19 protein-coding genes are annotated in these 25,334 nt (G+C 44.7%); 6 read left to right on the forward strand and 13 right to left on the reverse strand.

What is annotated here, in order from left to right; genetic code table 11:
* Positions 1-237: 237 nt before the first annotated feature.
* Positions 238-1,746, forward strand: a complete 1,509-nt coding sequence (locus L1D22_RS09035) for a DUF3360 domain-containing protein (RefSeq protein ID WP_239829489.1) — start codon at positions 238-240, stop codon at positions 1,744-1,746.
* A 91-nt stretch (positions 1,747-1,837) separates the two neighbouring features.
* Here L1D22_RS09035 and L1D22_RS09040 read toward each other — a convergent pair whose 3' ends face one another.
* From L1D22_RS09040 to L1D22_RS09075, 8 genes are all read right to left on the reverse strand, one after another.
* Entirely contained in the window at positions 1,838-2,764 is a 927-nt protein-coding gene (locus tag L1D22_RS09040) for a hypothetical protein (RefSeq protein ID WP_239829490.1), read from the reverse strand.
* 292 nt (positions 2,765-3,056) lie between these two features.
* Positions 3,057-3,395: a cytosolic protein gene (locus L1D22_RS09045; RefSeq protein WP_239829491.1), complete on the reverse strand. Its 339-nt coding sequence runs from the start codon at positions 3,393-3,395 to the stop codon at positions 3,057-3,059.
* A gap of 74 nt (positions 3,396-3,469) precedes the next feature.
* The gene (locus L1D22_RS09050; RefSeq protein WP_239829492.1) at positions 3,470-3,685 is read right to left on the reverse strand and encodes a hypothetical protein; all 216 of its coding nucleotides are present in this window, start codon (positions 3,683-3,685) and stop codon (positions 3,470-3,472) included.
* Between the two features lie 118 nt (positions 3,686-3,803).
* A complete protein-coding gene (locus L1D22_RS09055; protein WP_239829493.1) occupies positions 3,804-5,171 on the reverse strand; it encodes a hypothetical protein in 1,368 nt (455 codons plus the stop codon).
* A gap of 2 nt (positions 5,172-5,173) precedes the next feature.
* Entirely contained in the window at positions 5,174-6,094 is a 921-nt protein-coding gene (locus tag L1D22_RS09060; protein WP_239829494.1) for a DUF726 domain-containing protein, read from the reverse strand.
* Positions 6,095-6,487: 393 nt separating this feature from the next.
* Positions 6,488-8,911 (reverse strand): phenylalanine--tRNA ligase subunit beta, encoded by a 2,424-nt coding sequence (gene pheT / locus L1D22_RS09065; RefSeq protein WP_239829495.1) that lies wholly within the window; start codon positions 8,909-8,911, stop codon positions 6,488-6,490.
* An 18-nt stretch (positions 8,912-8,929) separates the two neighbouring features.
* Positions 8,930-9,913 (reverse strand): phenylalanine--tRNA ligase subunit alpha, encoded by a 984-nt coding sequence (gene pheS / locus L1D22_RS09070; protein ID WP_004734764.1) that lies wholly within the window; start codon positions 9,911-9,913, stop codon positions 8,930-8,932.
* A 218-nt stretch (positions 9,914-10,131) separates the two neighbouring features.
* The gene (locus tag L1D22_RS09075; RefSeq protein WP_239829496.1) at positions 10,132-11,241 is read right to left on the reverse strand and encodes a GGDEF domain-containing protein; all 1,110 of its coding nucleotides are present in this window, start codon (positions 11,239-11,241) and stop codon (positions 10,132-10,134) included.
* A gap of 470 nt (positions 11,242-11,711) precedes the next feature.
* Between L1D22_RS09075 and L1D22_RS09080 the strand changes: the two genes are divergently transcribed.
* Positions 11,712-12,485: a hypothetical protein gene (locus L1D22_RS09080; RefSeq protein WP_239829497.1), complete on the forward strand. Its 774-nt coding sequence runs from the start codon at positions 11,712-11,714 to the stop codon at positions 12,483-12,485.
* Positions 12,406-13,188, forward strand: a complete 783-nt coding sequence (locus tag L1D22_RS09085) for a hypothetical protein (RefSeq protein WP_239829498.1) — start codon at positions 12,406-12,408, stop codon at positions 13,186-13,188. Before L1D22_RS09080 ends, L1D22_RS09085 begins: the two co-directional genes overlap by 80 nt.
* 152 nt (positions 13,189-13,340) lie before the next feature.
* Here L1D22_RS09085 and L1D22_RS09090 read toward each other — a convergent pair whose 3' ends face one another.
* From L1D22_RS09090 to L1D22_RS09100, 3 genes are all read right to left on the reverse strand, one after another.
* Positions 13,341-13,835, reverse strand: coding sequence for an outer membrane beta-barrel protein (locus L1D22_RS09090; RefSeq protein WP_239829499.1), 495 nt, complete (start codon positions 13,833-13,835; stop codon positions 13,341-13,343).
* A gap of 143 nt (positions 13,836-13,978) precedes the next feature.
* Positions 13,979-18,040, reverse strand: coding sequence for an ATP-dependent RNA helicase HrpA (gene hrpA / locus L1D22_RS09095; RefSeq protein ID WP_239829501.1), 4,062 nt, complete (start codon positions 18,038-18,040; stop codon positions 13,979-13,981).
* A gap of 168 nt (positions 18,041-18,208) precedes the next feature.
* Positions 18,209-19,525 (reverse strand): MipA/OmpV family protein, encoded by a 1,317-nt coding sequence (locus L1D22_RS09100; RefSeq protein ID WP_239829502.1) that lies wholly within the window; start codon positions 19,523-19,525, stop codon positions 18,209-18,211.
* A gap of 135 nt (positions 19,526-19,660) precedes the next feature.
* On the opposite strand from L1D22_RS09100, the gene L1D22_RS09105 reads away from it, so the two are divergent.
* The 3 genes from L1D22_RS09105 to L1D22_RS09115 all read left to right on the forward strand — a co-directional run bounded on the left by L1D22_RS09105 (position 19,661) and on the right by L1D22_RS09115 (position 22,801).
* A complete protein-coding gene (locus tag L1D22_RS09105) occupies positions 19,661-20,194 on the forward strand; it encodes a hypothetical protein (protein WP_239829504.1) in 534 nt (177 codons plus the stop codon).
* Between the two features lie 22 nt (positions 20,195-20,216).
* Positions 20,217-22,238 carry an alkaline phosphatase family protein gene (locus L1D22_RS09110; protein ID WP_239829505.1) on the forward strand — a complete coding sequence of 674 codons (2,022 nt, stop codon included), beginning with the start codon at positions 20,217-20,219 and terminating at the stop codon, positions 22,236-22,238.
* Positions 22,239-22,351: 113 nt separating this feature from the next.
* On the forward strand, positions 22,352-22,801 hold the full coding sequence (locus L1D22_RS09115) for a TerB family tellurite resistance protein (protein WP_239829506.1): 450 nt from the start codon (positions 22,352-22,354) through the stop codon (positions 22,799-22,801).
* Positions 22,802-22,898: 97 nt separating this feature from the next.
* On the opposite strand, the gene L1D22_RS09120 is transcribed toward L1D22_RS09115, so the two are convergent.
* Together L1D22_RS09120 and L1D22_RS09125 are read right to left on the reverse strand one after the other, a co-directional pair.
* Positions 22,899-23,429 (reverse strand): 3'-5' exonuclease, encoded by a 531-nt coding sequence (locus L1D22_RS09120; RefSeq protein ID WP_239829508.1) that lies wholly within the window; start codon positions 23,427-23,429, stop codon positions 22,899-22,901.
* A gap of 87 nt (positions 23,430-23,516) precedes the next feature.
* Positions 23,517-25,055: a diguanylate cyclase gene (locus tag L1D22_RS09125; protein ID WP_239829509.1), complete on the reverse strand. Its 1,539-nt coding sequence runs from the start codon at positions 25,053-25,055 to the stop codon at positions 23,517-23,519.
* Positions 25,056-25,334 lie beyond the last annotated feature (279 nt).

Genomic DNA, 25,334 nt, shown 5'->3' on the forward strand with positions numbered 1-25,334 from the left:
ACTGGTCTATAAATAAACTAAGTCACACTATTTATAGCTTCTCATATTAGCCCTCTAACTCTACGACTAATGTCTAACTACCTGAGACTATTTGTTTTTTTTGGTTTGGTATAAGGTACTAACAACTAAATGTTAATGAATTTTTAATGATAAGTTGACGCATTGTTTGCACTTCTGCGTGAGTCAACAACGTTTGTTGGAATAACACACCTCAGAGTGTGAACGAAAGGAATCAACATGAGCAGTACTTTAGAGTCCGTACATCTACAAGCAGATAAGCCTCAAGCCAATGAGGATGAACTCACTTATGAACAACAACACAAACCAAGATCAGAATTTGATTCCCGCGACCAATATTTAGAACATGAATTACAAATCATGGCGCCTAAACGCTGGCGTCCAAATTTACCGTTTAAAGATTATCGATTCGAGATAGAAGACACCATCCCAGCGATGGCCGCGACCATTGGTAAAGTTGTTATGGTGGGCGCGATTGCTGCTACCTTTGCGGGGGCTCTCGGATTAGATGAAGACTTCATTCTAGAAAACGTTCGTTATGAACTCCTCATCGCCTCTGTTTTCATTATTATTTTCTCTGGTTTTCTATTGCCGACCGCGAACCTCGCAGGTACACACGGCCCACTCATTCCTTTAATTCCCATTGTGGTTGCAGCAGGCGGACACCCTATGGCCTTTGGCTTGTTGATTGGTGCTTTTGGCCTCATCTTAGCCATCAGTAAAGGTGGCAGCATGTTAGCTAACCTCACCAGTAAAGGCGTGTGTGGCGGCTTATTGCTCTACCTTGGCTTTGTTGGAACCGCCTCTCAAGTGAAAAAGCTGTTCGCTTGGGCTGAAGGAATCGGCATGAGCCACATCGCTTTTGTGGTGATCTTTTGCACCATTATCTTGTACGCGCTATTGGAACACTTCCGTAAGCGCTGGTTAGCGGTACCTCTTAGCTGCTTACTGGGTGGTACGATTGCATTTGCCATGGGAGCGCCATTTGCTTTCCACACTGAGCCAGGCTTACCTAACATGAACCCTATGTATTGGTGGGGAGAAGATACAGGTTGGATGCTAGGCCTACCGACGATTGAACACTTCATGGTGGTATTGCCGTTTGCGATTCTGGCCGTGGCGATGTGGTCACCCGATTTCTTAGGACACCAAGTATTCCAAAAAATCAGCTATCCAGAACGTACCGAAAAAGTACACATGAACATTGACGACACCATGACCACGGCATCAATTCGTCAAACCTTCGGCTCTCTGCTTGGCGGTACTAACTTTACGTCTTCATGGGGTACTTATATCGTACCGGCGGCGATTGCTAAGCGCCCTATCCCTGCTGGCGCTTTGCTCACAGCTCTGTTCTGTATCATCGCCGCAGTTTGGGGCTACCCGATGGATCTCGCTATTTGGCAACCTGTACTTTGTGTTGCGCTGATTGTTGGGGTATTTGTTCCATTGCTAGAAGCTGGCATGGAAATGACACGTGAAGGGAAAACCACCCAATCGGCAGCGATTGTTGTATTTTCATCGGCGCTAGTGAACCCAGCATTTGGTTGGTCTCTCACCATGCTGTTAGACAACTTAGGCTTAGTCGGTTGTAAAGAACGCAGCGGCGAACTGAGTAAAATGAGCCGTTGGGTGTTGCCTGGCATCATGTTTATTGTACTAAGTGGCGTAATGGCGCTGGTTGGTCTTCTACCGGGAGTTCCAGCGATTATCCCAAGTTTTCGCTAAGCTCGAATAGCATTTAATTTGAAAGAACAAGGCCTCGTACACGCGAGGTCTTCATGTATTTGTTATTCAACTAAGTATTGTTAAGAACCAATCAACTCAAGAGCCATTCATCCAGTACTGCAATGAATTCGGGGTGGATAAGATAGCCTATTGACGCGTGCGGGTTACTTTTCCCGTTGCGGATGTTGAGGTTATAAATTGGGTAGATGTCTTTCATTCCGCCGGGTACTAACCCCAGCTCAAGCATCTCTTGATAATCGTTTTTGATTCTACTGTCGTGAGAGATAAAATCATCTTCTGCCGATAGGTTTATCCACCGTTGAATGTTTAAAGGGTACTTCTTCTCACCTTTTAGGCGGCTGCCTTTAAGCCTATCTTTCACGTTTTCATCACCCAGCGGTGAACCGAGCGTAACTAATAGGTCTACCTTCTTGTCGGCGCCATAATCGTGCCTGTATTCTCCGTAGTGAGATAACTTCCATAACACGTCATAACTGATCATCGAACCAAGGCTGTGCGATACGATCATTACGTCATCTTGATTATCAAGCGCTTCCTTCAGTTCGAGCATTAATCTATGCCGAACATCGCTACCAAAGTAGGTATCTTCATTCCAATAGTGCGCCATATCCGGTGCGACCATTGTAATGAGTGTTTCTGCTGCACCCATCCGCCCCAATATCGCAGAAAAGGTATCAGCTAAGGACTCTTTTAGAAAGCCCATTTTAGATACTTCGCTATACGTTGTTTCGTCGAACTGGTTGGTTTGGTACGCTTTGAGATCGGATAGGGCTTGTTGTCGACTTACAGGGTCTTCCGCAGGTTCTCTTAACAATGAGTTTGAAAGCTCACCGTAATAGACAAACCGTTTATCGACATTTCTAAAAGCTTGCAATGAACCTGACTCCCCATAGTCTCTCAACAAGCCATGTTCTATCGCATCGTACCAGAGTGCTTGAAGTGGCGCTTTGTCCGGTTTTTGAGCGCGACCATGAATGAAAATGATTTTCTTAGCCATAACAGGCATCCTAAGTTACGGGGTTAAAGTGATTATCTTCAATAACCAACACCCGCTGGGTACGTTCAGCTTTGGTCAATATAAACAAAGCTAATTACCTAAGAGTGAGTGGTTGATGAATCATTTATATAACTATGAGACACCCGTTTTAGGACGGTTAATGGATGAAAGATTCCGTCATGACTCGCAAATTGATATCAATGTACCGAGAAAACCTCCGCTCACAAAAAAGCCTCGCAAACGCGAGGCCTTGGTTTCTATTTAGAGCTTCAACTGCCCTACTTCACTGGCTTTAATCCATTCGAGTGATGAAGGTTTGCTCATCATCGACAAAAGCCACGTAGTCGCCGTGATAGATGAACACGCGGCCACGCCCTTCAACAATACAAGCGAGCTGCGGGTTCAAGTCTTCTTCAAGATCTTTACTTTGGTAGGTGCCAGTATCAGTGATCACGCCGCGGAGCGTAGGCAAAAAACCATAGCTGCGCTTGGCTTGGTCAATTAGGCTCAATTCACTGTTGATAGAGAAGTACGATGGGATTGGGCCAGCATCTTCGATAAACATCGGTTTCAGTTCATCAAAGGCAGTAATCACCAGCCAGTCGATGCCGTTTACATGATGGATAAACATAGTGGTTCTCGATATTTCTAATGCGGGGATTCTATCACTATCGAGCAGTGAGCGTGGGAGAAATTGAGAGGCTATTAGCAAGAGCTGACTTGGTTTAACTTCCTGTGTGAGCTCCAGCCACGTATGACAATAAGCGCCGCATACCAACTCCCACTCTTGCCATACGCAATTTGCTCACCATCGTGAGATATCGCAATACCATACTTAACTGTTGAATCATTAGCCATGGCATTAAAGCTACCAAGCGCCATGAATACCAAGAATGTGATGTTTGGAATTAAACGTTTCATAGTGTGAAGTTGTAGACGGGTCAAATGGAAGGTAACAAGTAGAGCTAGGTTGATTATCTCCGCTGTGTTTTGCCAAAAGTTGCCGATGTTCCACCTGAATATTGGCAACTTTTATAATCTAAATATCAATCTTATGCGCATAAGGGCAAGCTTGGGCTTTGGCTCTGAGTATCATCGTTCGATAAGCTGAATCATCTTTTCCTAAGAAATGAAGCGCTTGTTCATACTCAACTGAGAGAACCTTTAGAGAAGCTAATTTCTTTAGATAAACCAAAGCGGATGCATTAGACTTCATTTTTAACTGATAATGTAACGCAACATCGTGAATTAGTTTTGGTTTATTAGAAGCTAATATTGCTGATTTAATCTTTTGACGTTGTTCATAATTAAGCTCTGAAGAGTAAGTAAAAAGCAATGTAACACCGGAGTCTAAATTACCGTTATCGAACTCTCTTTTTAATCTGTCTATGGGAGACTCAGGCACAACGTTAGACTTTTCTGTTTTTTCTATTGCATGAGATAGCTGTGAAGATAGAGCGGTACAGCTCAATATTTCAATCGCAATATCTTTGAGGGGGATTTCTATGTCGAGGTCTACCCCTTGTTTTTTAACGAACTTTCTTAATACCATGCGAATTGCTTCTGCTCTTGAAAGATCCATTGAGTCTTGCAAAATCTCAATGGTATCTGCACTATGCTGATACTTATCTGCTATTTGGTACAGGGCACTAAATGTTGCTACTGAGATATTATCACTAACAAACTTAGCTGATACTTCTTCGGTATTAAGCGGCAGTAATTGTTCAAAATCTTTAAAGCCTTTGCTTTCTATCTCATCAACTAGCATATCGATAAACTTGCCCGTTGATAGCTTTTCCTTCCAGGGTAAACCCGCTTCTTTTAGCCCTTTTTGTAAAAACTTAATCTCTTGTAGGTTCCATTCATTCCCTTTGATTTTTATGAAGTCTTGGATCACTTTAAGTGTTCTTAAGCCTGTAGGATAACGTTCATCATAGTCATAGGTTTCTAGTGTCAGTAACCAAGAATGGATACGAGAGTTTACTTCTAAAACCCCTACTCGCTCTTCCATCTCAAGAAACCTTTCACGCACTCGTTCGGCCATCAAGGTTATTTGACGTTGAGTCTCTTCGTTTTTAGCTACGAGGGTGCTGAGGTTATTTTGAACACCTATAATTGCTTCTGCTGTTAAGAGGTTCTGTTGCTGTAAATCAAGTAAACGTTGTTGAGTTAATTTTTGCAGATCTAGCAGCTGTTGGTTTGTCTCAATTTGGGTTTCTTTGTCTGAACCTGTAATACGTTCTAGTACTCGACTAAAAAAAGGTTTGCCTTTGACATCATTAATATTTTCTTCTGTGGCCTGCATCAGACGAGTCATGTCATAAGCCAGTTGCTCTGTCTGAGCTGGGAATTGCTTAGCCCATTGTAAAAGCTCGGTGATTGGTCTTTCTTGAAGTTCAGTTGTCATCATTAAATCTTATTAATTGCATCGAGTGAATGTTGTTGTTCTGCGTCTAAGGTGTTTAGTTGCTGCGTAAAATTCTGGTTATTGTTTAAGGCTTTATTCTGTAGCTTACTCAGCTCGACTTTATTTATAATAAACTGTTGAGTTAAGGCTTGAAGCTCTTGGACTTCAGAGAATTTCCAAGCAAGAAAGTTCCCAACCGTTCTATTCTTATAAGCGGTATGACCAGAAACATATTCAGATGTATTGAAGTTATATAGATGCGGGTGAGTCGCTTTAATCCTATTTAAACCTATTGGCCGATTTGTAAATAGCGTTCCTACTTTGTATAAGAATTTGAGCACACTGTCATTGTGGCTGTAGTTATTACATATCCAAAGGTCTTTATTACGTTGTAAGATCTTTTGCCATTCACCCGTATGAGTAATTGCACCACCAAACAATATTGCTGACTCTATAGCTCCGTAACGAGATAGGTCGTCTAAAGCATAGTAACTTACACGAGCTCCCAAAGAATGCCCCATCAAAACGAACTTTTCTTGAGATTGGTTAATATGATTCGCTAAGAATTGACCTGCCTTTTCTGCGTTTTTTAAAGACTTCCGCCATCGACCGGCTACCCGGTCAATGACAACAGAAACGCCTAAACCAAGTGGGTTCGACCTCAGAAGACTTGCAGCTACCCCAGGTTTCATTGCTGATTCATCATCAAAAAGCATATTCTTTAGATTTCCAGCAGGCCAACTAAAATGAACAACTTTATTGTTTGGATACAAAACATCAATAATAGAGAGCCAATCCTCTACGTCACTTGCTGACTCCGACATAAAACCATTGATAACACAAATTATGGGTTCAATACCTTCGCGGATAGTGGTGAAGGAGTAAACCTGGCCCACTTCTAAAGGTAGCACTTCACTTGGCATAAGAAATTATCATATTGACGATGTAAGAGAATATTAGCATAACATAGGAAAAGCATATAACATCAATAATAACAAGTAGTTGTAGTTATTATTGAATATCTATCAAGTTTCTGTCGCGATTAATTGCTCAGTCTCACACACACTTTGTCCTAGACACTAGCCCAACGAACAACTTTATAGGAACCAAGTAGAACTTTAATATGTCTGAAAATATTAAATGTCTCGGATCGACCTAGTGCAAAAGGGCAAGGTTTAAGACTTAATGGTTAACTAAAAACGTACATATCCAACACTGCTAGCAAAAATAACAAAAGGCTCGTTAAATTACAGTTAACCTATAAACAAAAAGGCCTCGCAATGCGAGGCCTTTGGTTTTCTATCTTTCAGAAGAGATTAGTCGCGAAGTGCTGCGCCGAATTTCTCTGAGATTGAAGCTACGATAGCATCTACTGAACCAGCGATGTCTGCATCTTCTAGTGTGCGCTCTACAGACTGTAGAGTCAGTGCGATAGCTAGGCTCTTCTTACCTTCTTCTACGCCCTTACCTACGTAAACGTCGAACAGTTTCGCGTCTGTTAGGAATTCGCCACCAGCTGCGATACACGCTTCTACGATGTCGCCAGAAGCAACTGCTTCGTCAACAACAACAGCGATATCACGACGATTTGCAGGGAACTTAGATACTGCTACTGCTTCTGGAAGCACGCGAGTGTTGATAGCTGCCCATTCGATTTCGAATACGATAGTACGGCCGTTAAGACCAAACTTACGCTCTAGTTCTGGGTGAACAGTACCAATGATACCCACTTCTTTGCCGTTAGCCATAATCACAGCTGATTGACCCGGGTGAAGTGCTGGGTTGCGCTCTTTTGCTTCAGAAGAAAGGGCTTTGAAGCTGTATGCGATTTCGTTTGCTGAAAGCTCAAGAACGGCTTCTAGGTCACCTTTAAGATCGAAGAAATCTACAGTGTTAGTTGCAATGTCCCAGTGCTCTTCGCCACGAGTACCAGAGATAACGCCCGCAAGCATCATTTCTTGGCGCATGCCGTTTTCAGCAGTTGCTTCAGGGATGAAACGTAGGCCTGATTCGAATAGACGAACGCGAGACTGTTGACGCTTCTGGTTGTGAACAACTGTGTTTAGTAGACCTTGGATTAGGCCAAGACGCATTGCTGACATGTCCGCAGAGATTGGGAATGGCAGGATTAGCGGCTCAACACCAGGTACAACAAGTTTTTGCTGTTCTGGTTCTACGAAGCTGTATGTGATTGCTTCGTGGTAACCACGGTCTACAAGAAGGTCACGAACGCGCTTAAGCGGTTGGTTAGCTTCTTTGTGGTCATTCATTTTAAGTGCCGCTTTAGGCGCTTGGTTTGGAATGTTATCGTAACCGTAGATACGACCTACTTCTTCAATTAGGTCTTGCTCGATTGCGATATCAAAACGCCAAGATGGAGACGTTGCCGTCCAGCCTGCGTCCGTAGTCTCTACTTCACAACCTAGGCGAGTAAGAATTTCCACTACGTCTGTAGATGGGATTTCGTGACCTAGTAGGCTGTCTAGCTTAGCGCGACGTAGAGCAACTACGTTTGCTTTAGGAAGATCAGCTTCAGATTCGCTGCCGTTTACTGGCGCAACTTCACCACCGCAGATTTCAACTAGAAGCTGTGTTGCACGCTCCATTGCTGCTGCTTGTAGCGTTGAATCAACACCACGTTCGAAACGTAGAGAAGAATCAGTATGAAGGCCGTAAGCACGTGCGCGACCACGGATGTGATCCGGTGCGAAGAATGCAGCTTCAAGAAGTACGTCTGTTGTTTCAGTAGTAACACCTGAATCTTGACCGCCAAAGATACCAGCGATGGCTAGTGCTTTGTTGTGGTCTGCGATAACAAGTGTGTTGCTGTTTAGTTCAGCTTCGTTGCCATCTAGAAGTGTTAGCTTTTCGCCCTGCTCTGCTAGACGAACCACGATACCGCCTTCGATCTTAGCTAGATCAAATGCGTGCATTGGTTGGCCTTGCTCTAGCATCACGTAGTTTGTGATGTCTACAACTGGGTCGATTGAACGGATACCACAACGGCGCAGTTTTTCTTGCATCCAGATTGGAGTGTCCGCTTTCACGTTTACGTTCTTAACCACACGGCCAAGGTAACGTGGACAAGCATCAGCTGCTTTGATTTCAACAGATACTGTGTCTTCAATACTTGTTGCAACAGTTTCAACTGCTGGCTCTGTAACGTCTGCGCGGTTTAGTACGCCAACTTCACGAGCAAGGCCACGGATGCTGAAGCAGTCTGCGCGGTTTGCTGTTAGGTCTACGTCGATAGTTACGTCGTTAAGCTCTAGAAGCTCACGTACGTCCATACCTAGCGTTGTGCCTTCAGGCAGCTCAAGGATGCCGTCTGACTCTACGTCGATACCTAGCTCAGAGAAAGAACAAAGCATGCCGTTCGATGGAACACCACGTAGTTTTGCTTTCTTGATTTTGAAGTCACCAGGAAGTACTGCACCAACTGTTGCTACTGCTACCGTTAGGCCAAGACGACAGTTAGATGCACCACATACTATGTCTAAAAGCTCTTTATTACCGTCTGCATCAACAGCGCCAATATCAATTTTTGTAACTTGTAGTTTGTCTGCGTCTGGGTGCTGACCGCACTCAACCACTTTACCTACTTTAACGCCGGTGAATTCACCAGCAACAGGTTCTACATCGTCAACTTCCAAACCAGCCATAGTGATTTGGTGAGCTAGCTCTTCGCTGTTAATTGCAGGTTTAACCCACTCGCGTAGCCAAGATTCACTGAATTTCATAGTTTTGACTGCCCCGGATTACTTGAATTGTTTAAGGAAACGAAGGTCGTTCTCGAAGAACGCACGAAGGTCATTTACGCCGTAACGAAGCATCGTTAGACGCTCTACACCCATACCGAATGCAAAACCAGAGTATTTCTCAGGGTCGATGCCAACAGAGCGAAGTACGTTAGGGTGAACCATGCCACAGCCTAGAACTTCTAGCCATTTGCCATCTTTACGTTTCACGTCAACTTCAGCTGAAGGCTCTGTGAACGGGAAGAATGAAGGACGGAAACGCACTTCAACTTCTTCTTCAAAGAAGTTACAAAGGAAATCGTTAAGAATACCTTTAAGTTGTGCGAAGTTTACGTTCTCATCAACTAACATACCTTCCACTTGGTGGAACATTGGCGTGTGAGTTTGATCGTAGTCGTTACGGTAAACACGACCCGGAGCAATGAAGCGGAATGGCGGTTTGCCGTTTTCCATCGTACGGATTTGAACACCAGAAGTGTGCGTACGTAGCATTAGATCAGGGTTGAAGAAGAAAGTATCGTGATCAGTACGAGCTGGGTGATCGTCTGCGATGTTTAGTGCATCAAAGTTGTGGAATGCATCTTCGATCTCAGGGCCAGACTCAGTGCTAAAGCCAAGCTCACCAAAGAACTGTTCGATACGCTCAACTGTGCGAGTCACTGGGTGAAGACCACCGTTCTCAATGCGACGACCTGGTAGGCTCACATCGATAGTTTCTTCAGCTAGTTTCGCTTCAAGCTCTGCACGTTGTAGTGCGTCTTTGCGAGCTGCGATCGCTTGTTGAACAGCACCTTTCGCTTTGTTGATCTCTTGACCAGCAGTGCGACGCTCTTCAGGTGGAAGTTTACCTAGGCTTTGTAGTTGAAGAGTTAGTTCACCCTTCTTACCTAAATACTGAACTCGCACTTCATCAAGTGCGACTAACGAATCTGCTGTATCAATAGCAGTCGTTGCATTAGCAATGATCTCTTCTAGATGTTGCATCATTTCCTCATCTACCAGTTGGTAGTGTCCGTATCGGATGATTAGTTTTTTTAGATAGCTACACATAGTAATCAAACACGCATCCAATGCCAAATTGAATCGCTAAAAGAACAAGTTATTGACTAAAAACACGGCAAATTTAACAGGATATTAATGAGGAGTAAGAAGAAGTGGAACAATTACAGGTTCCACTTCTTAATTTGGAAATGACCTGAAGGCTAGATCTGAATCGAACAAACGCTGTTCTTCCCTGCGTTTTTCGCTAAATAAACGGACTCATCAGCCGCTTTAATCAATTCATTCATGGTGTCGAATTCTTGGGTCATTTCAGCCACACCGACACTGATGCTGCCAATCCAAGCTTGGTTGCCGGTTTCGACCTCTAATTCAGACACTTTCTGTCGCGTCGTTTCTGCGATGTGCATGCCTCCATTAAGATCGGTATCCGGACAAATCACCAAGAACTCATCGCCTCCTAATCGACACACAATGTCATCGTTGCGAAACCTGTTTTTCAGCTCGTTCGCAAGGGTTTTTAACACCAAGTCACCAGCATCATGTCCACAAGTGTCATTAATGCGCTTGAAGTGGTCGGCATCGATCATAATGCACACCAAAGGCATGCCAAGTTCTTTCGATTCTTGCCAATGCAAAGCTAACTGTTTAAAAGCGCAACGGCGGTTAGGTAATTTCGTGAGTGAATCGGTTAACGAGAGTTCTTCGAGCTTCTTGTTCGCTCGTTTCAATTCTGCGGTACGTTCCTCGACTTTGTCTTCGAGTACCTGATTGAAACGTAACAACTGTTTGTTTCGTTCAGAGACTTGTTCGAATAAGCCTTTGAGAGCGGCTAATAAAGGGATGGTTGAAGAGTCTTGCTGCTTTTCTTCTGCTTCAAAGGCTTGTTGAGGTGTTGCGCCCTCTTCTATCGCGGCCACTTGTCGCGCCATGTTTTGGTCGATGCCAAGGATGTGATAAGCAAGCCAATGGATGAGGAAGTCCAGTAACTGACGTGCTGACGCTTGATCTTCTTCCAAGATGAAGGCTTGCATGCTGTAGATGTCTTGCATAAACACACGATGCACTTTGATGTGTTCTTCTATGTGTAAGTCATAAACGCCACGCTCTCTCATCAAAGACTCTTCTTCTTTAAAGTGAAATTCAGCATAGCGTGTGAGGTCGAGTAAAGCAGCGCTCATGTCGTCGATAGAGATCGTATTCTCCGACAACAGGTTTCCGTAATGGTTGATAAAACCGACAAGGTATTGATGCTGTTCATCGACAACACCAATGCCTGTCTCAAAGTTTGTATCCCAATTAAATGAGTTCATAAATCCCTTAGGGTCGATACCGCCAGCACAATTTACATGCATATTCGGTGGCTATAGATATTCGAAAAATATAACCATTCTACCTGTGGGTCTATTTCATTGTTTGATCCGTTTTATAAAAAGGCGACTTTGAACATTCTAAATATAAGTCATCTTAAATTTGAGACGTCCCCTTAACGAGAGCGCCCATCGAACTCCATCAACTGTTATTTAGCCCTGCCTTTCTACTGTTATGTGTAAAATGGTTGTCTAAATCTACTTTCTAGCACGGTAAGTTGCGATGGGTAGTTACCCGACGATTCCAAACACGAACCGCGAGAATGAGTTAGTGCAGGCTTACTTTTTGGGGCAGACCTCTCCTTATGGTCAATATTTGGCTTACTAATGCCGTTTTCTGTTAAGTTGCTATAAATTAGGTAAGGGGTGACTTACAATAGTGCCAACGACTTACCTTTTTTGAGAACACGATATTGAGCGCCAAATATTCTTATTTAGCTTGGCAAGTGAATACTTCTAGCCCAGCAGAAAAGCTTGTTTTATTGATGCTTGCAGACGGTGCTGACGAATTCGGCTACACCAATGTGTGCCTACAAACAGCAGGTCAACTTTGTGCTCTCTCTACGTTTGGTTTAGCTGACTGTCTTAAGTGTTTAGTCGACCAAGGTTTTCTCGATAAAGTGAAAGTAGATTATCGAGATCAGAAAGAGATCCACGTTTTTAAAATGCTCATTGAGCAAGAGCAAGCTGCGGCTAAGGTTGAAGCTCAACCGACCAATAGTATTCCGGTCTACTCTACTGCACCTGCACCTGCACCTGCCCCCAAGTTTCAGCCAGCTCCAGCACCGATGCAAAACATGCAGCAAGCCCCTCGTCCACAAGGCCGAGGCTCAATGAACAGCAATACCGTTTCTACTCATGATCTCAATGAAGAAGAGATACCATCATGGGCAGAACGAGCGTTTAAATTCTCCGGTTTGACCGGTGACCATAGTTTAGTATGGAAGAAATTTGTCCTCTGGTATAAAGCCAAAGCCAATGAATTAATGCCATTATCTCGGATTGAATCCAAGCTGCAGTACTGGCTAGTTAACGAGAAGCAAAATGAAAGACAACAACAGCAGAAGACCTCTCAATATTCAGGAAATGCAGGACAAGCTCAAGGAAATGGGTATCGACAAAAGCTTAGCCCATCTGAACGCTTCAGGCAGCAGCTCATTCAAAAAGGCAAAAAGCCAACCTTCTGAGCCAGCTTCACCTGTTGTTCCGGAAGTGCTGCCTAAAGATCCCGTAGCACCTGACGTTATTGAAGCGCAGAACACTGAAGTAGCGACACCAAACGCTGCTAGCGCTGGTGCGTCTCAGCAAGTACCTGTTGTTGATCAAGATCCAGCAGAACTTGAGCTAACGGACTGGTGTATCCATGTGTTCGGCTCTTTCTTAAGCGTGTACGAAACACAGTGGGAATACCAATACGGTAGTGAGCCAAGTGGTAAGTTCATTGAGTTTGCTAACTCTGTTGATTCTGACGGACTTAACCGCGTGCTCATGCACTGCCACGAGCGTATTCAGCTTGGCAATAGCTGGCCGCCACAAATGGGTGAGCTTTGGATCTTAAAGGATTCTTTGACGGAAGAAGAACTGCTAGATAGCCGTATACGAGTGTTGTCTCGCACTGCCGTGAACAAGATTGAAAAGTGGCTAATTCAAAACAAGCTGTACGATTTGAAGCGCACCGCGGAGAACAAGCTCGATGGCCTGTTCAAGAAGTATTACTTAGAAGCGAAACGTTTAGATGAGAAAGGCATGCTTGAAACTGAGTTACCAGAATTCCTTCTTGCCGCTAACTCAGTGAAAAACTTGAACGATTTAAAACGTGAAGAGTACGAAAGCCAACATGGCAAAGCACTGAACCCGCGTATCCAACAGATTCTAAACAGTAAAAAGTAACCGTCCATTGTGATCTGTTATAAGAGAACAGATTAACGACAACACGCTTAACCGATACAAAAATGCCAGCTCTTAAGCTGGCATTTTTTATGAATTCTTACGAACTCTTTAGCGACTAACCGAACGTTATTTACGATCGCCTTACTGATTAATTACAGTAGGTGGATAGTTGCGTTTAGCGTGAATACGCCTGAGTCGTCATCTTTCATTTTGAAGTTTTGGTAGCTAGCGCCTACAGATAGTGGACCAAAGATGAAGTATTCAGCGCCTACAGCGTACATTACGTCTACATCGTCTTGCTTGAAGTTATCGCCTTTCACTTCGTAAGAGTGAAGACCACCCTTCGCGTATACGTGTAGAGGACCGAAGTCGATGCTTGGTTTGATCGCTAGGTAAGCCGTGCTCACGTCAACACCTTGCTTAGCACGGTTACCGTAGCTAACGTTGTCGAAAGAACCTAAATCCCAGTAACCCGCTTCAACACCGATAATTGGAAGGATGCCTGTACCCACGTGGATGCCAACTGCGTTTTCATCTTCGCCTGCGAATGAGTTTTGACCACCCATTACGCCGCCGTACAACCAAGAATCAGCCATTGCTGTTGAAGATGCACCTAGCAGTGCTAGTGCCAATAACGTTTTTTTCATATTCGACCTTTTTCGTCCTAGTGGCAGGCCTTGAGTGGTAATAAATTGCCACCAAGTCGCCCTGTATGTAATAACTATTCAATTAGTAATGCAACATGCAAGATTTATACCCAAACCTTGTCATTGCTTCTAGCATTATTCCTTTAGCAAGCATCAATCGCGTTTTTAACGCGCTTATCTGACACCGGATAAGGCGTACCGAGCTGCTGTGCGAAGAAGCTTACACGAAGCTCCTCTATCATCCAACGCACCTCTTTTACGTTTTCTGGAACCGCGATCCCTTTTGGAACCTTATTCAGCAGCTCTTTGTAATCATTCATTACTGACTCAACTTTGATCATGTGTAAACGATCTTTGTTCGGGTCAATAGGCAGCTTCTCCATGCGACGTTCTATCGCCTTCATATAGCGTAGAATATCCGGCAAGCGTTTCCATCCACATTCTGTGGCAAAACCCTTAAAAATCAAACCTTCTACTTGAGCCTTTATGTCAGAAAGTGCGAATGCCATAGAAAGATCAACACGCCCTTTCAGCTTCTTACTGATGCTGAATGCCGTGGTCAGGATGGTTTCAACCTGTTGAGCAATCTCAACAACGGTGTCACCTAGCTCTGCACGCACGTGTTCTTTCAGTGCTTCAAACTGCTCTGGCTCCCAAACCAAACCACCCTTCTCTTCAATCAGCTTGTCAATACCACAAGCGATACAGTCATCGATAAGATCGAGAACCTGTCCGTATGGGTTGAAGTACAAGCCAAGTTTCGATTTGTTCGGCAAGTTAGAGTGCAAGTATTTGATCGGCGATGGCACGTTCAACAAGATTAAACGACGCTGACCCGATTTCATTGCCGAGATCTGCTCTTGCTCAGTTTCGAACAGTTTGATCTCTACGCTGTCTTTGGTATCCACCAGCGCTGGGAAGGCTTTCACATCGTAGCCACCGCGCTTCTGCTGGTAGACTTTTGGTAACTCACCAAAGCTCCACGTATGCAGGTTTTGCTGCTCGATATCGTCATCCGCAACTTTAGAAAGTGTTTCTTGAACCTTGTCTTTCAGGCTCTCTTTAAGCTCATGCAGGTCTTTCTGTTCTTTCAGCTTACGCTTGCGATGATCCACGGCACGGAATGTTACCTTTAAGTGCTCTGGAATCTGGTCTAACTTCCAGTCATCACGTACTACTTCTACACCTGTCATGCGGCGCAGCTCTTTCTCAAGAGAATCCAACAGCGGCGCTTCTAACGGTGTAACACGAGCCAAGAACGCATCTGCGTAGTTTGGCGCAGGTACAAAGTTACGGCGTAGCGTTTTAGGTAGCGACTTGATTAGGCTAATCACTAATTCCTGACGTAAGCCTGGGATCTGCCAATCAAAACCGTTTTGGTCAATTTGGTTCAAGATAGGCAGCGGAATGTGTACCGTTACACCATCGTTGTCGTCGCCCGGCTCAAATTGGTAGCTCAGCTTCAGCTTGATACCATTTTGATGCCAGAAGTTCGGATAATCCAAATCAGTAACGTGGCTAGCATCGCCTCGGAACAGCATCGACTTTTCAAAGTTAAGCAGCTCAGGTGTTTTCTGGCTGGTCTTCTTCCACCATGTATCGAAGTGACGGCCTGAAACCGCTTCTTCACCCACACGCTGGTCATAGAAATCGAACAGCTCATCATCGTCGATCAAGATGTCACGACGACGAGACTTGTGCTCAAGCTCTTCCACTTCTTGCAGTAGCTTGCGGTTTTGCTTGAAGAAGGTGTGCTTGGTTTCCCACTCGCCTTCTACCAATGCACTGCGTACAAACAATTCACGGCTGATAGTTGGGTCAATCGCTCCGTAGTTCACAAGACGTTTAGGGACAATTGGGATCCCGTAAAGCATCACTTTTTCGTGTGCCATTACCGCCGCTTGCTTCTTCGACCAATGTGGTTCGCTGTAGCTGCGTTTAATCAGGTGTTTCGCGAGCGGTTCAATCCATTCTGGTTGAATCTTGGCAATAACACGACCCCAAAGCTTTGAGGTTTCCACCAGCTCAGCAGACATGATCCACTTAGGCTGCTTCTTGAATAAGCCAGACGCAGGGAAAATATGGAAGCGTGCGTTACGAGCACCTTGATATTCATTCTTCTCTTGGTCTTTCATACCGATGTGAGAAAGCAGACCTGACAGCAGCGACATGTGAATGCCATCGTAACTGCCCGGTTCAGTGTTCAATTTGGTATCCAGCTCACGCATCGCTTGGTGAATTTGGAAGTACACATCTTGCCATTCACGGATACGTAAATAGTTGAGGTAATCTTGCTTACACTGTTTGCGGAACTGGTTACTCGACAGCGCTTTTTGTTGCTGCTTGATGTAATCCCATAGGTTCACAAACGTGATGAAATCAGATTCTTTATCGAAGAAGCGCTTGTGCTTGTCGTCAGACGATTGTTGCTTGTCTGACGGGCGTTCACGCGGGTCTTGAATCGACAGTGCAGACGCAATAACCATCACTTCATGTAGACAGCGGTTGCGTGGTGCTTCGATAACCATACGCGCTAAACGTGGATCGATAGGCAGCTTCGCCAGCTTACGACCAATCGCGGTGAGCTTCTTCTTATCGTCGCCATGGTTCTTGTTTTTGTTCGCAGACGGTTCAACGGTCGCGATCGCACCAAGCTCTTCAAGCAGTCTTACACCATCTTGAATGTTGCGCTTATCTGGCGCTTCAACAAATGGGAATGCTTGAATGTCGCCTAAGCCAAGCGCTGTCATCTGAAGGATTACCGACGCTAGGTTAGTACGAAGAATCTCTGGATCAGTAAACTCTGGGCGTGACTCGAAATCTTCCTCAGAGTACAAACGAATACAGATACCTTCTGCAACACGACCACAACGACCTTTACGCTGATTTGCGCTCGCTTGAGACACGGGCTCAATCGGTAGGCGTTGTACTTTGGTGCGGTAGCTGTAACGGCTGATACGCGCCGTACCCGGGTCGATGACATACTTGATGCCCGGAACGGTTAACGAGGTTTCTGCCACGTTGGTCGCTAGCACGATGCGTCGGCCAGTATGAGACTGGAAGATACGGTTCTGCTCACCCGCCGAAAGACGCGCGTATAGCGGAACGATCTCAGTATCACGTAGGTTACGTTTACTTAATGCATCTGCGGTATCTCTAATCTCTCGCTCACCGTTCATGAAGATCAAGATATCGCCTTGCCCTTCATCACACAGTTCATCAACCGCTTCAAAGATGCCTTCGATTTGGTCACGGTCTGAATCACTTTCATCACCCCCTAATGGGCGGTAACGTGTGTCGACTGGGTAAGTACGACCAGACACTTCAATGATTGGTGCATTATTGAAGTGCTTAGAAAAACGTTCTGGATCGATGGTTGCCGACGTAATGATCACTTTCAGATCAGGACGCTTTGGCAGCAACTCTTTCAGGTAACCCATGATGAAATCGATGTTCAGGCTACGTTCGTGCGCTTCATCGATGATAATGGTGTCGTACTGGTTTAAGAAACGGTCGTGTTGAATCTCCGCCAGTAGAATACCGTCGGTCATCAATTTGATTTGAGTGTTGTCAGAAATCTGGTCGTTGAATCGAACCTTATAACCAACAAATTCACCCAGCTGTGTTTCCATCTCTTCAGCAATGCGGTTCGCAACCGAACGCGCAGCAAGACGACGAGGCTGAGTGTGACCAATTAGGCCAAAGCGACCGCGGCCAAGCTCAGAACAGATCTTAGGAAGCTGAGTGGTTTTACCCGAACCCGTTTCACCCGCCACGATAACCACTTGGTTTTCAGCAATGGCTTTCGCAATGTCGTCGCGTTTTTGGCTAACAGGCAGAATTTCAGGGTATTCAATCGTTGGTTTTTGCGCAGCACGCTGAGTTGCCGTCATCATCGACTTGGCAATGTCTAATGCGATTTCATCGAAAACAGCATGCTTAGATTGTTCGTTCTTAATGCGGCTTGCACCAGAGATGCGCTTACTTAAACGGAAGCGGTCGCGCATCATGCACTCATTTAAGGCCTTACGAAGGGAGGCTGGGCTATTTTGAGATGCGCTAGTCTTGGGAGCTTGCTGCTTTGATTTTTGGTTTTGTTTTGCTTGATTAGCAGAGGAGTCAGATGTCGCGTTTGAATTCGCGTCATGGTTCTGCTTGTTCGCAGTATGCTTATTTTGGTCTGCTTTTTCCGGAGACGAAGTCACAGCGTGTCCTATTCTTTCTCTTATATAAACTCGCGCGATTGTAACACAAGTATTCAATAAAAAAGCCTGAGAGCTATGTGAAAACTACGCTAACGTTTAAAAACTCAGCGATTCCACAGTGGCTGTCAGGCTTCTTATCTCAGGTTCAATCAGCGCCTAAATCAATCGTTAAAACTCATATTGGAAATAAACGGTGTTGTAATTACTGCCGCCTTTGATACGACCAAACTGAGAGGCGTTTTCAAAGATTGCTGAGCGATGGTGTAACGAATAACCGAACCACAAGTTGTTCAGGTCGTTCTTACCAATCAAGTCGCCCACATTTACATCGAATGAGAAGTCTAGGTAGTTCAACAAGTGGCTTGCAGTGTAACCTTTACGGTCCATCTCAGAGCCTTCGATATAGGTAATCGAATCAATGTACGACATACCTTCTGCGACACCAAATCGCCATTGTGTCGGCCAGTTGAACGTGTAGTAAGCCTTGATCGCAATGATGTATTCCGTACTGCTCGATTGAACGTCTGAACTCCAGTGATGTGCAATACCCGGCGTTAGGTAGATATCCAGCGGGAGACCAAAGATTTCGTCTGTTAGCGGGTGGCCGTAGAAAAACGAGGTCAGTTGGTTATTGTATTCGTCTTTCTCAGTATTGAACTTCATAATCTCGCCAATATTCGATGGCGTTGCCCAACCGTGCGCGACACGTAAATACGGCGCGTTACTCAATTTCGGTTTTGGCGCTTTCTCTTTGTCATTGAAGAAGCCAAAACCAAGATAAAGTTCACCTTGATAACGATCTTCAACTACTGACGAATCATAAGCGTTGTCGTCTAATCGAGTGACACTGGTTGAACCAAGTAGGTATAAGTTGGAAACCACGTGGTAACGTGCTTCAACACCCACATTAAGATCGATACCTGCGCCAATCGACTCGCCTTCGGCTGAATAGTAAGCACTATTGAAATCGGCACTTTTATAACGAAGTGTCGCACTCGGAGTAAACTCCCAATCGCCCGTTTCATACTTTGCTTTGGCGCGTAGATTTCCGTGAAAATTGTATTCACTGTCGCTCATTAGCTCGGTTTCAAGCTTCCACTGCTCATCCCACTGATAACTGACTTGCGCACCAAAATCGGCAGTATCACCCTCAATGGCATTTTGTTCTGAAGCAGGGATATCAATAAAACGCATACGCGATATCGCATTAAGAGACCATTTTTCGTCGTCAGTCTGATAGAGGTAAGCCCCCATTTCAGTACCGTCGATAAATACATAGTCATTCTTAAAAAATAGCATCGGAACAAAAGAACCGACGGTTTGATCCCCACCTGATGTATCGTAGGGAATACTCGCACTGCGGAACATTGCAGCAATGCCCCATTCTTGCTCTTCGGCAGCCCAGGCTACGCTATTACCTAGAAAAGCGTTACTCAATAAAACCGCTCCATACGAAATGAGCTTCGGTGAAAATTTGTGCTTCATTCTTGTGTAATTACTCTTTGTAATAATTTTGGTGTTACTGAATAGACATTTATTGGCCATGCCAGCCAACTAGTTTTAGGTTTGATCGACTTTGACCGTTACAATGAAGAATATTCTCGGTTAAATGAAAGTATTGTGAAAGTCTCAGAATTACAAAACATTATAGACCACTTATCCCAAGATTCCGATCCAGATATTGTCATGGGCGAAGAGTGGTTGCCTGAGCGTTTGGTTAACACCAGACTCGATAGCGACATGCTATTTCTTGAGTTTGATAATGCCCCTGAAGAAAACCAAGGGGACGATGAAGGCCGTGGTTTCGTCGAACACGAAATCGCTATGATTCGAGAAAAACTCGAACAAGTACTGGACGATCCGTCCGATACCAAAACAAAAGCCGATGCCCTATTGGCAATATTTCTAATGGGCCATGAACTTTCTAGTTCAGAAGTTATCGAAGTTCTTGAGTCAACAGAGCCTGAAATGACAGAGCTTGAGGCAACGGAGTCTGAAATGCCAGATCAGGCAACGACAGAAGCTGAAACAACGGAACTCGAAGCAAATCAATCTGAAGCGATAGAGCAGGACATCTCTGCTCTCGAAATTAACGAGCCTGATACACCAGAGTTCGAAACCTTTGGCCTTGAAACGAGACAACTCAAAGACTAACGCTACCGATTTAGGAACCGCATTGAAACGCTCGACGACATCAACTCTTCCCTTATTGCTCGCAGGCCCAATTCTACGAAAAACCACCGCAACTGAGGTGGTACTCTGGGTAGTCACCAGTGCCCCGCTTTCGGGTACAACCGAATTATTCAATGCAGAGCAAGAAACGCCTTTCTTTACGTCGCCACTGGGTGAACAAGAATCGATTCAAGTGGGCACACACGCTTGGGTAACCTTGATTCATTTACAGGGAGAGTTTCCAACCAACGTTCCGTTGCAGTATCAAATAGAGACCGAGCAAGGTTCATTAACGGAACTGGCACCGCACTTGGTTTACGCAGACAAGCGAACCAACAATGACAACACTCGAATCGAATTTAAGATATCGACAACGGCTGACTACATCTTGCATGGCTCTTGTCGTAACCCTCATCACCCAAGCAAAGACAGCCTAGTAGCGGCAGATAACAAGATCGCCACCCAAGCTGTTGTTGAGCGACCGGATATGCTAATGATGAGCGGTGACCAAATCTATGCCGATCACGTAGCTGGTCCAACATTGGACGCGATTCAACAAGTAATCCAACTGCTTGGGTTAGTCGGTGAAAGCTTGCCAACCGACTCACTGGACAGCAAAATCAGCAGTAGTGAAGCCCTGTTTAGTAGCGAGTATCATCTTTACCAACGTGATCATTTACTGCCACACCACAACACGTCAGATTCGCTGCTCGATAAGTTATTCCCTAAACATGGGATCCCTATCTTCAGCTCGACCGATTGTGAGAACCATTTGGTCACGCTGTCTGAATTCATCGCGATGTACTTGCTGGTTTGGTCTCCCACCCTATGGCAATGCATCAACCGCGAACGATTAATCGAAAATGACTTTATGCACGGTGGACGACAATTAACGCCTGCCGAGCAGCAACAGTGGCGTGATGAGAGCATCATCATTAATGACTTCATCGCTGGCCTGCCACAAGTACAGCGTCTGTTCGCTCATATCCCAACTTACATGATCTTCGATGACCACGATGTCACGGATGATTGGAACCTTACGGTTGGTTGGGAACACGCGGTCGATCAAAACCAGTTCGCGACTCAAGTGATTGGTAACGGCCTCGCGGCTTATTGGATGTGCCAAGGTTGGGGTAACGCACCAGAGAACTTCAACCGCGATTTCATGGAACAAACCAAACAGCTTTTCTCCGAATTAGTGAGCCAAGATGTTGACCTGAGTGACCACAGCGAACAAACGGTTGAACTGGCAGACACTACTGAGACAGTTATTGGGCAGCTAGAACCAGCACGACACAAGCAATACATTGAGATGTTGGATCGTTTCGAAGAGTGGCACTACACCATCAACACGTCGCCAAAAGTGATTGTGTTGGATACACGCACTCGTCGTTGGCGTTCTGAGTCACGCATGAATAAACCATCGGGTTTGATGGACTGGGAAGCCCTGACTGAATTTCAACATCAGTTAATCAATCAAGAGAAAGTGGTGATTGTGTCCGCTGCACCGATGTTTGGGGTTAAGTTCATTGAAACGCTGCAGAAGATGATGACCACACTGGGTAAGCCACTGGTGATTGATGCCGAGAACTGGATGGCACACCCAGGCAGTGCTAACACCCTCATCAGTATCTTTACTCACACCAAAACGCCAACCAATTTTGTGGTGCTTTCAGGTGATGTGCATTACTCCTTTGCTTACGACATTAAGCTTAGGTATCGCCGAAACAGTCCGAACATCTACCAAATTACTTGTAGTGGTATCAAGAATCAGTTCCCTGCCCCATTGCTAAAATTCTGCGATGTATGTGACCGACTATTGTATAGCCCGCGCTCAGTACTCAACTACTTCACTAAACGTAAGCGCTTAAAAATCGAGAAACGTAGCCCAGACAACCAAACCTTCTATCGCCTTTCAAACCGCAGTGCAATTGGTGAACTCAGGTTAGATAGCGACGGGAAACCACAAGCGATTACGACGTTAAGTGGTGATGGAAAAGTCACGCGTTTTCCAGCGCCTGACTAAACAAGTGTTCCTTATTGCTCGCGTCTTCGTAATGTCAGTTTTAAGTAAAGACGCTTGCGATCACACTCTGTTGGCCCAATAGTAATAATATTCACCATAACTGGAATGCTCTTATGTTTAACTCACTTACCTCGTTATTTAAACAATTAGTTGAAGGCTCTGATTTAGGTAAAACGCCCATTGCCTCACCTAACCTAGCTATCGCCAGCTTGTTATGTGAAGTCGCAGGTGCAGACCACGCGATCAACGAATCAGAGCAAGAAGCCAAGCTTCACTTATTGCAACGTTTGTTGAACATAACCGAAGAAGAATCAAAAGACTTATTGGCGCAAGCTGAGCCTCAAGTTGAACAATCTGTTTCTCTGTACGATTTCACTTCTCAACTACGAGAGCTGTCGCGGCCAGTTCGCATAGATTTGATCAAAGCTATGTGGGAAGTCGCGCATGCCGATGGAGAGATAGATCCACTTGAAGATTCAGTTATCCGCAAAACCGCAGAACTGCTTTACGTTGACCACAGTGATTTCATTAAAACGAAACTAAATGTAATTGGTAAAATTTAGCAAAAATGCGTTTCTATTAGCCTAAGCATCCGTCATCTGTCGCACTAAAAAGCGCTGATTTGAAAGTAAGAGACAATGCTCTAATAGAGAGCAATAATTAAAGCATGGTCAGCGTTAACTTCGCCAAGTTGTACGCGTCAACATAGCCGGAATGCTGACGACCTTCCCACTCGATATTTTTTGCTTCTTGAGCGGCACGGTGACCAATGCGTTTATCTTTCAAGCGATTCTGAACACGGTAAAGCGTTGCAATGTTTAAGAACTCGCTAAACGGAGGTTCAATGCCTTTCTCTTTACACTCTTTGTGTAAGATCAGGTCATCACGTCCCCACGCTGCATAGATCTTATTTGGACCACCAAAGTTCTTGATCATCGACTTGATGACAGACTCTAGCGGGCGACCTTGCTTTTCGATTTTACGCGGTGTAATACCCGTGAGTTCGGCGCAGAACAGAGAGACTTCGTCTTTCTCTGGCTTAACGTAATACTGTGCGCGCTTCACGATAGTACCGGATGCGAGATCAATCTCAGCAAGACCCACTTCAATGATCTCGCCTGTTGTTCCTACACCATTTTCGCTCCAACAGCACATTTCCAAATCGAAACACACCACTCGATTGTGATTCATACGTCGCCTAATTCTCTCGTCAAAAATTTTGTGAAATTGTACATGAGCCCAATACAGAACTCGACCCCAGTTGCATCAAGTGCTCATTTAGCCTGCAATTGTGACTCGATTTCGACCATTTAACTTACTTTGATAAAGCATGCTATCTGTTTTTTGTAGCAGTTCTTCAGTGTATTCATTGGTATGGACAGCAGCACCAATACTCAGAGTACAACTAAGCTGTCGACCTTTGTGTTCACAATGAGAGTGGCTGACGGTATTCAGGATGCACTCTAAATAACGATTCAAAGCTTCATGATTTGAGATGCTAGAAATAATGCAGAACTCATCACCACCTAAGCGGAACAGGTCATCACCCTGTTTCAGGTTCACAGATATCAACTTGATAACATGAACAAGCAAAGCATCACCTGCTGGGTGGCCAAATTCATCGTTAATGCCTTTGAACTTGTCGATATCAAACCCAATCAAACTAAAAGGTTGGTCTCGCTCAATCGCCTTATCCAGCTTCTTATTGAAAGCACGTCGGTTATAAATTTCAGTCAGGCTGTCGTGGTCAGCTAAGAAGCGAAGCTCCTCTGTCCTTTTATCCAACATCGCATACAGGCGTTCTTTTTCTCTGATTTGCATGTTCACAATGTACGCCAACAACAATGAGATAGTTGTGCCAACCAAAGCGATTCCGGTTAGCACAAGGTAACCATAAAAAGAGATGCATGAATCGATCTTGTAGTCGATCTTCCAGTCACGATTAGTCAGTGCGATCGTTTTGGTAATGTGGTGCCCAGATACCGCTTCATAACCTTCGGTTTCAAATAAGATTGGTGAATCCTCTGCCTCGAACCCGTTATCGGTAACACGAATATATACATCCATGTCACCCACCACTGACGCCAAAAGGTTTTCAAAATAATAGGTGGTGCGCACTACACCAATCACAACACCGAGCAAGTTGTCACTTTCGCCTTCAAACACTGGGTGGTAAACCAACATGCCGCTCTTTGGGGTATCTTGATCTAGGCCGTCTTGTATCAGACGCACCTTGTCTGAAATATTCGCTTCGCGGGTCTGCTTGATGTTTTCTAGAACACGTTTGAATCGCTCACGAGAAGAGTAAAAGCCAAGAACCTTATCGTTAGCAGCAGTATTGGGATACAAGTCAGTCGCGATAAAAGCTGGCTCGCCATCTAAGACGTAGCCATAGGTTTTTGCTTCATGTTTTGGGATTGTATACAGCTCGTAAGACGGGTATTTTGCTTTCATCTTATCGGTATGCTCGGCAACCTCGTCTGCCGGCACTTTTTGCATCCACTGCAAGCCGATTAAGCTTTTTGAGCCATTAATGGTTTGCTGGGCAAAACGATCAAATTTATCCCAGTTTTCAGGGTCGTTAGAATAGAAAAAATTAGCGCCGGAACCTATGTAAGCCACATCATTGTCGATAAACGCTTCCAAGCTCAGTGTCTGGTGAGTAGCAAAGCTATTCAAATTCATATTCAGGGCGCGGTTTTGGTTCAGCGCGGCTAATATAAAACACAACACAGTAATCAAAAAGCTGACCGAAAATACGACCAATGGGAGAGTTCGTCTCTTCAACCCTGTTAGAGGGTCGGTAGTGTGCAGCATAGATGTTCCAATTAGGCGTTAATGAGCTAAAAGTATATAACGGAAGGGATTCATGCTCCATTTCTGTTTCGTCTTAAAACTGACATAGAACGGGCATTGTTTACCTCTCGCTTACATCAGCGGCCAATATTCAGGCAAATCTCGACTAAATTTCAAGCTAACACACCAAAAACACACTTGATTGAAAATATTAAATACCACTCTTAAGCCTTGAATATGCTAGTATCCATCCATATTTATAGCTTGAAAGTGACCATTTTTGCCTTGTGCTATTGCGTT

The organism is Vibrio sp. Isolate34, from assembly GCF_022397915.1.
Lineage (GTDB): Bacteria > Pseudomonadota > Gammaproteobacteria > Enterobacterales > Vibrionaceae > Vibrio.

Coding starts and splice junctions, on each gene's coding strand:
- L1D22_RS09035 (WP_239829489.1), top strand. CDS start 238: ATGAGCAGTACTTTAGAGTCCGTACATCTACAAGCAGATAAGCCTCAA.
- L1D22_RS09040 (WP_239829490.1), bottom strand. CDS start 2,764: ATGGCTAAGAAAATCATTTTCATTCATGGTCGCGCTCAAAAACCGGAC.
- L1D22_RS09045 (WP_239829491.1), bottom strand. CDS start 3,395: ATGTTTATCCATCATGTAAACGGCATCGACTGGCTGGTGATTACTGCC.
- L1D22_RS09050 (WP_239829492.1), bottom strand. CDS start 3,685: ATGAAACGTTTAATTCCAAACATCACATTCTTGGTATTCATGGCGCTT.
- L1D22_RS09055 (WP_239829493.1), bottom strand. CDS start 5,171: ATGACAACTGAACTTCAAGAAAGACCAATCACCGAGCTTTTACAATGG.
- L1D22_RS09060 (WP_239829494.1), bottom strand. CDS start 6,094: ATGCCAAGTGAAGTGCTACCTTTAGAAGTGGGCCAGGTTTACTCCTTC.
- pheT (WP_239829495.1), bottom strand. CDS start 8,911: ATGAAATTCAGTGAATCTTGGCTACGCGAGTGGGTTAAACCTGCAATT.
- pheS (WP_004734764.1), bottom strand. CDS start 9,913: ATGCAACATCTAGAAGAGATCATTGCTAATGCAACGACTGCTATTGAT.
- L1D22_RS09075 (WP_239829496.1), bottom strand. CDS start 11,241: ATGAACTCATTTAATTGGGATACAAACTTTGAGACAGGCATTGGTGTT.
- L1D22_RS09085 (WP_239829498.1), top strand. CDS start 12,406: ATGGGTATCGACAAAAGCTTAGCCCATCTGAACGCTTCAGGCAGCAGC.
- L1D22_RS09090 (WP_239829499.1), bottom strand. CDS start 13,835: ATGAAAAAAACGTTATTGGCACTAGCACTGCTAGGTGCATCTTCAACA.
- L1D22_RS09100 (WP_239829502.1), bottom strand. CDS start 19,525: ATGAAGCACAAATTTTCACCGAAGCTCATTTCGTATGGAGCGGTTTTA.
- L1D22_RS09115 (WP_239829506.1), top strand. CDS start 22,352: ATGTTTAACTCACTTACCTCGTTATTTAAACAATTAGTTGAAGGCTCT.
- L1D22_RS09120 (WP_239829508.1), bottom strand. CDS start 23,429: ATGAATCACAATCGAGTGGTGTGTTTCGATTTGGAAATGTGCTGTTGG.
- L1D22_RS09125 (WP_239829509.1), bottom strand. CDS start 25,055: ATGCTGCACACTACCGACCCTCTAACAGGGTTGAAGAGACGAACTCTC.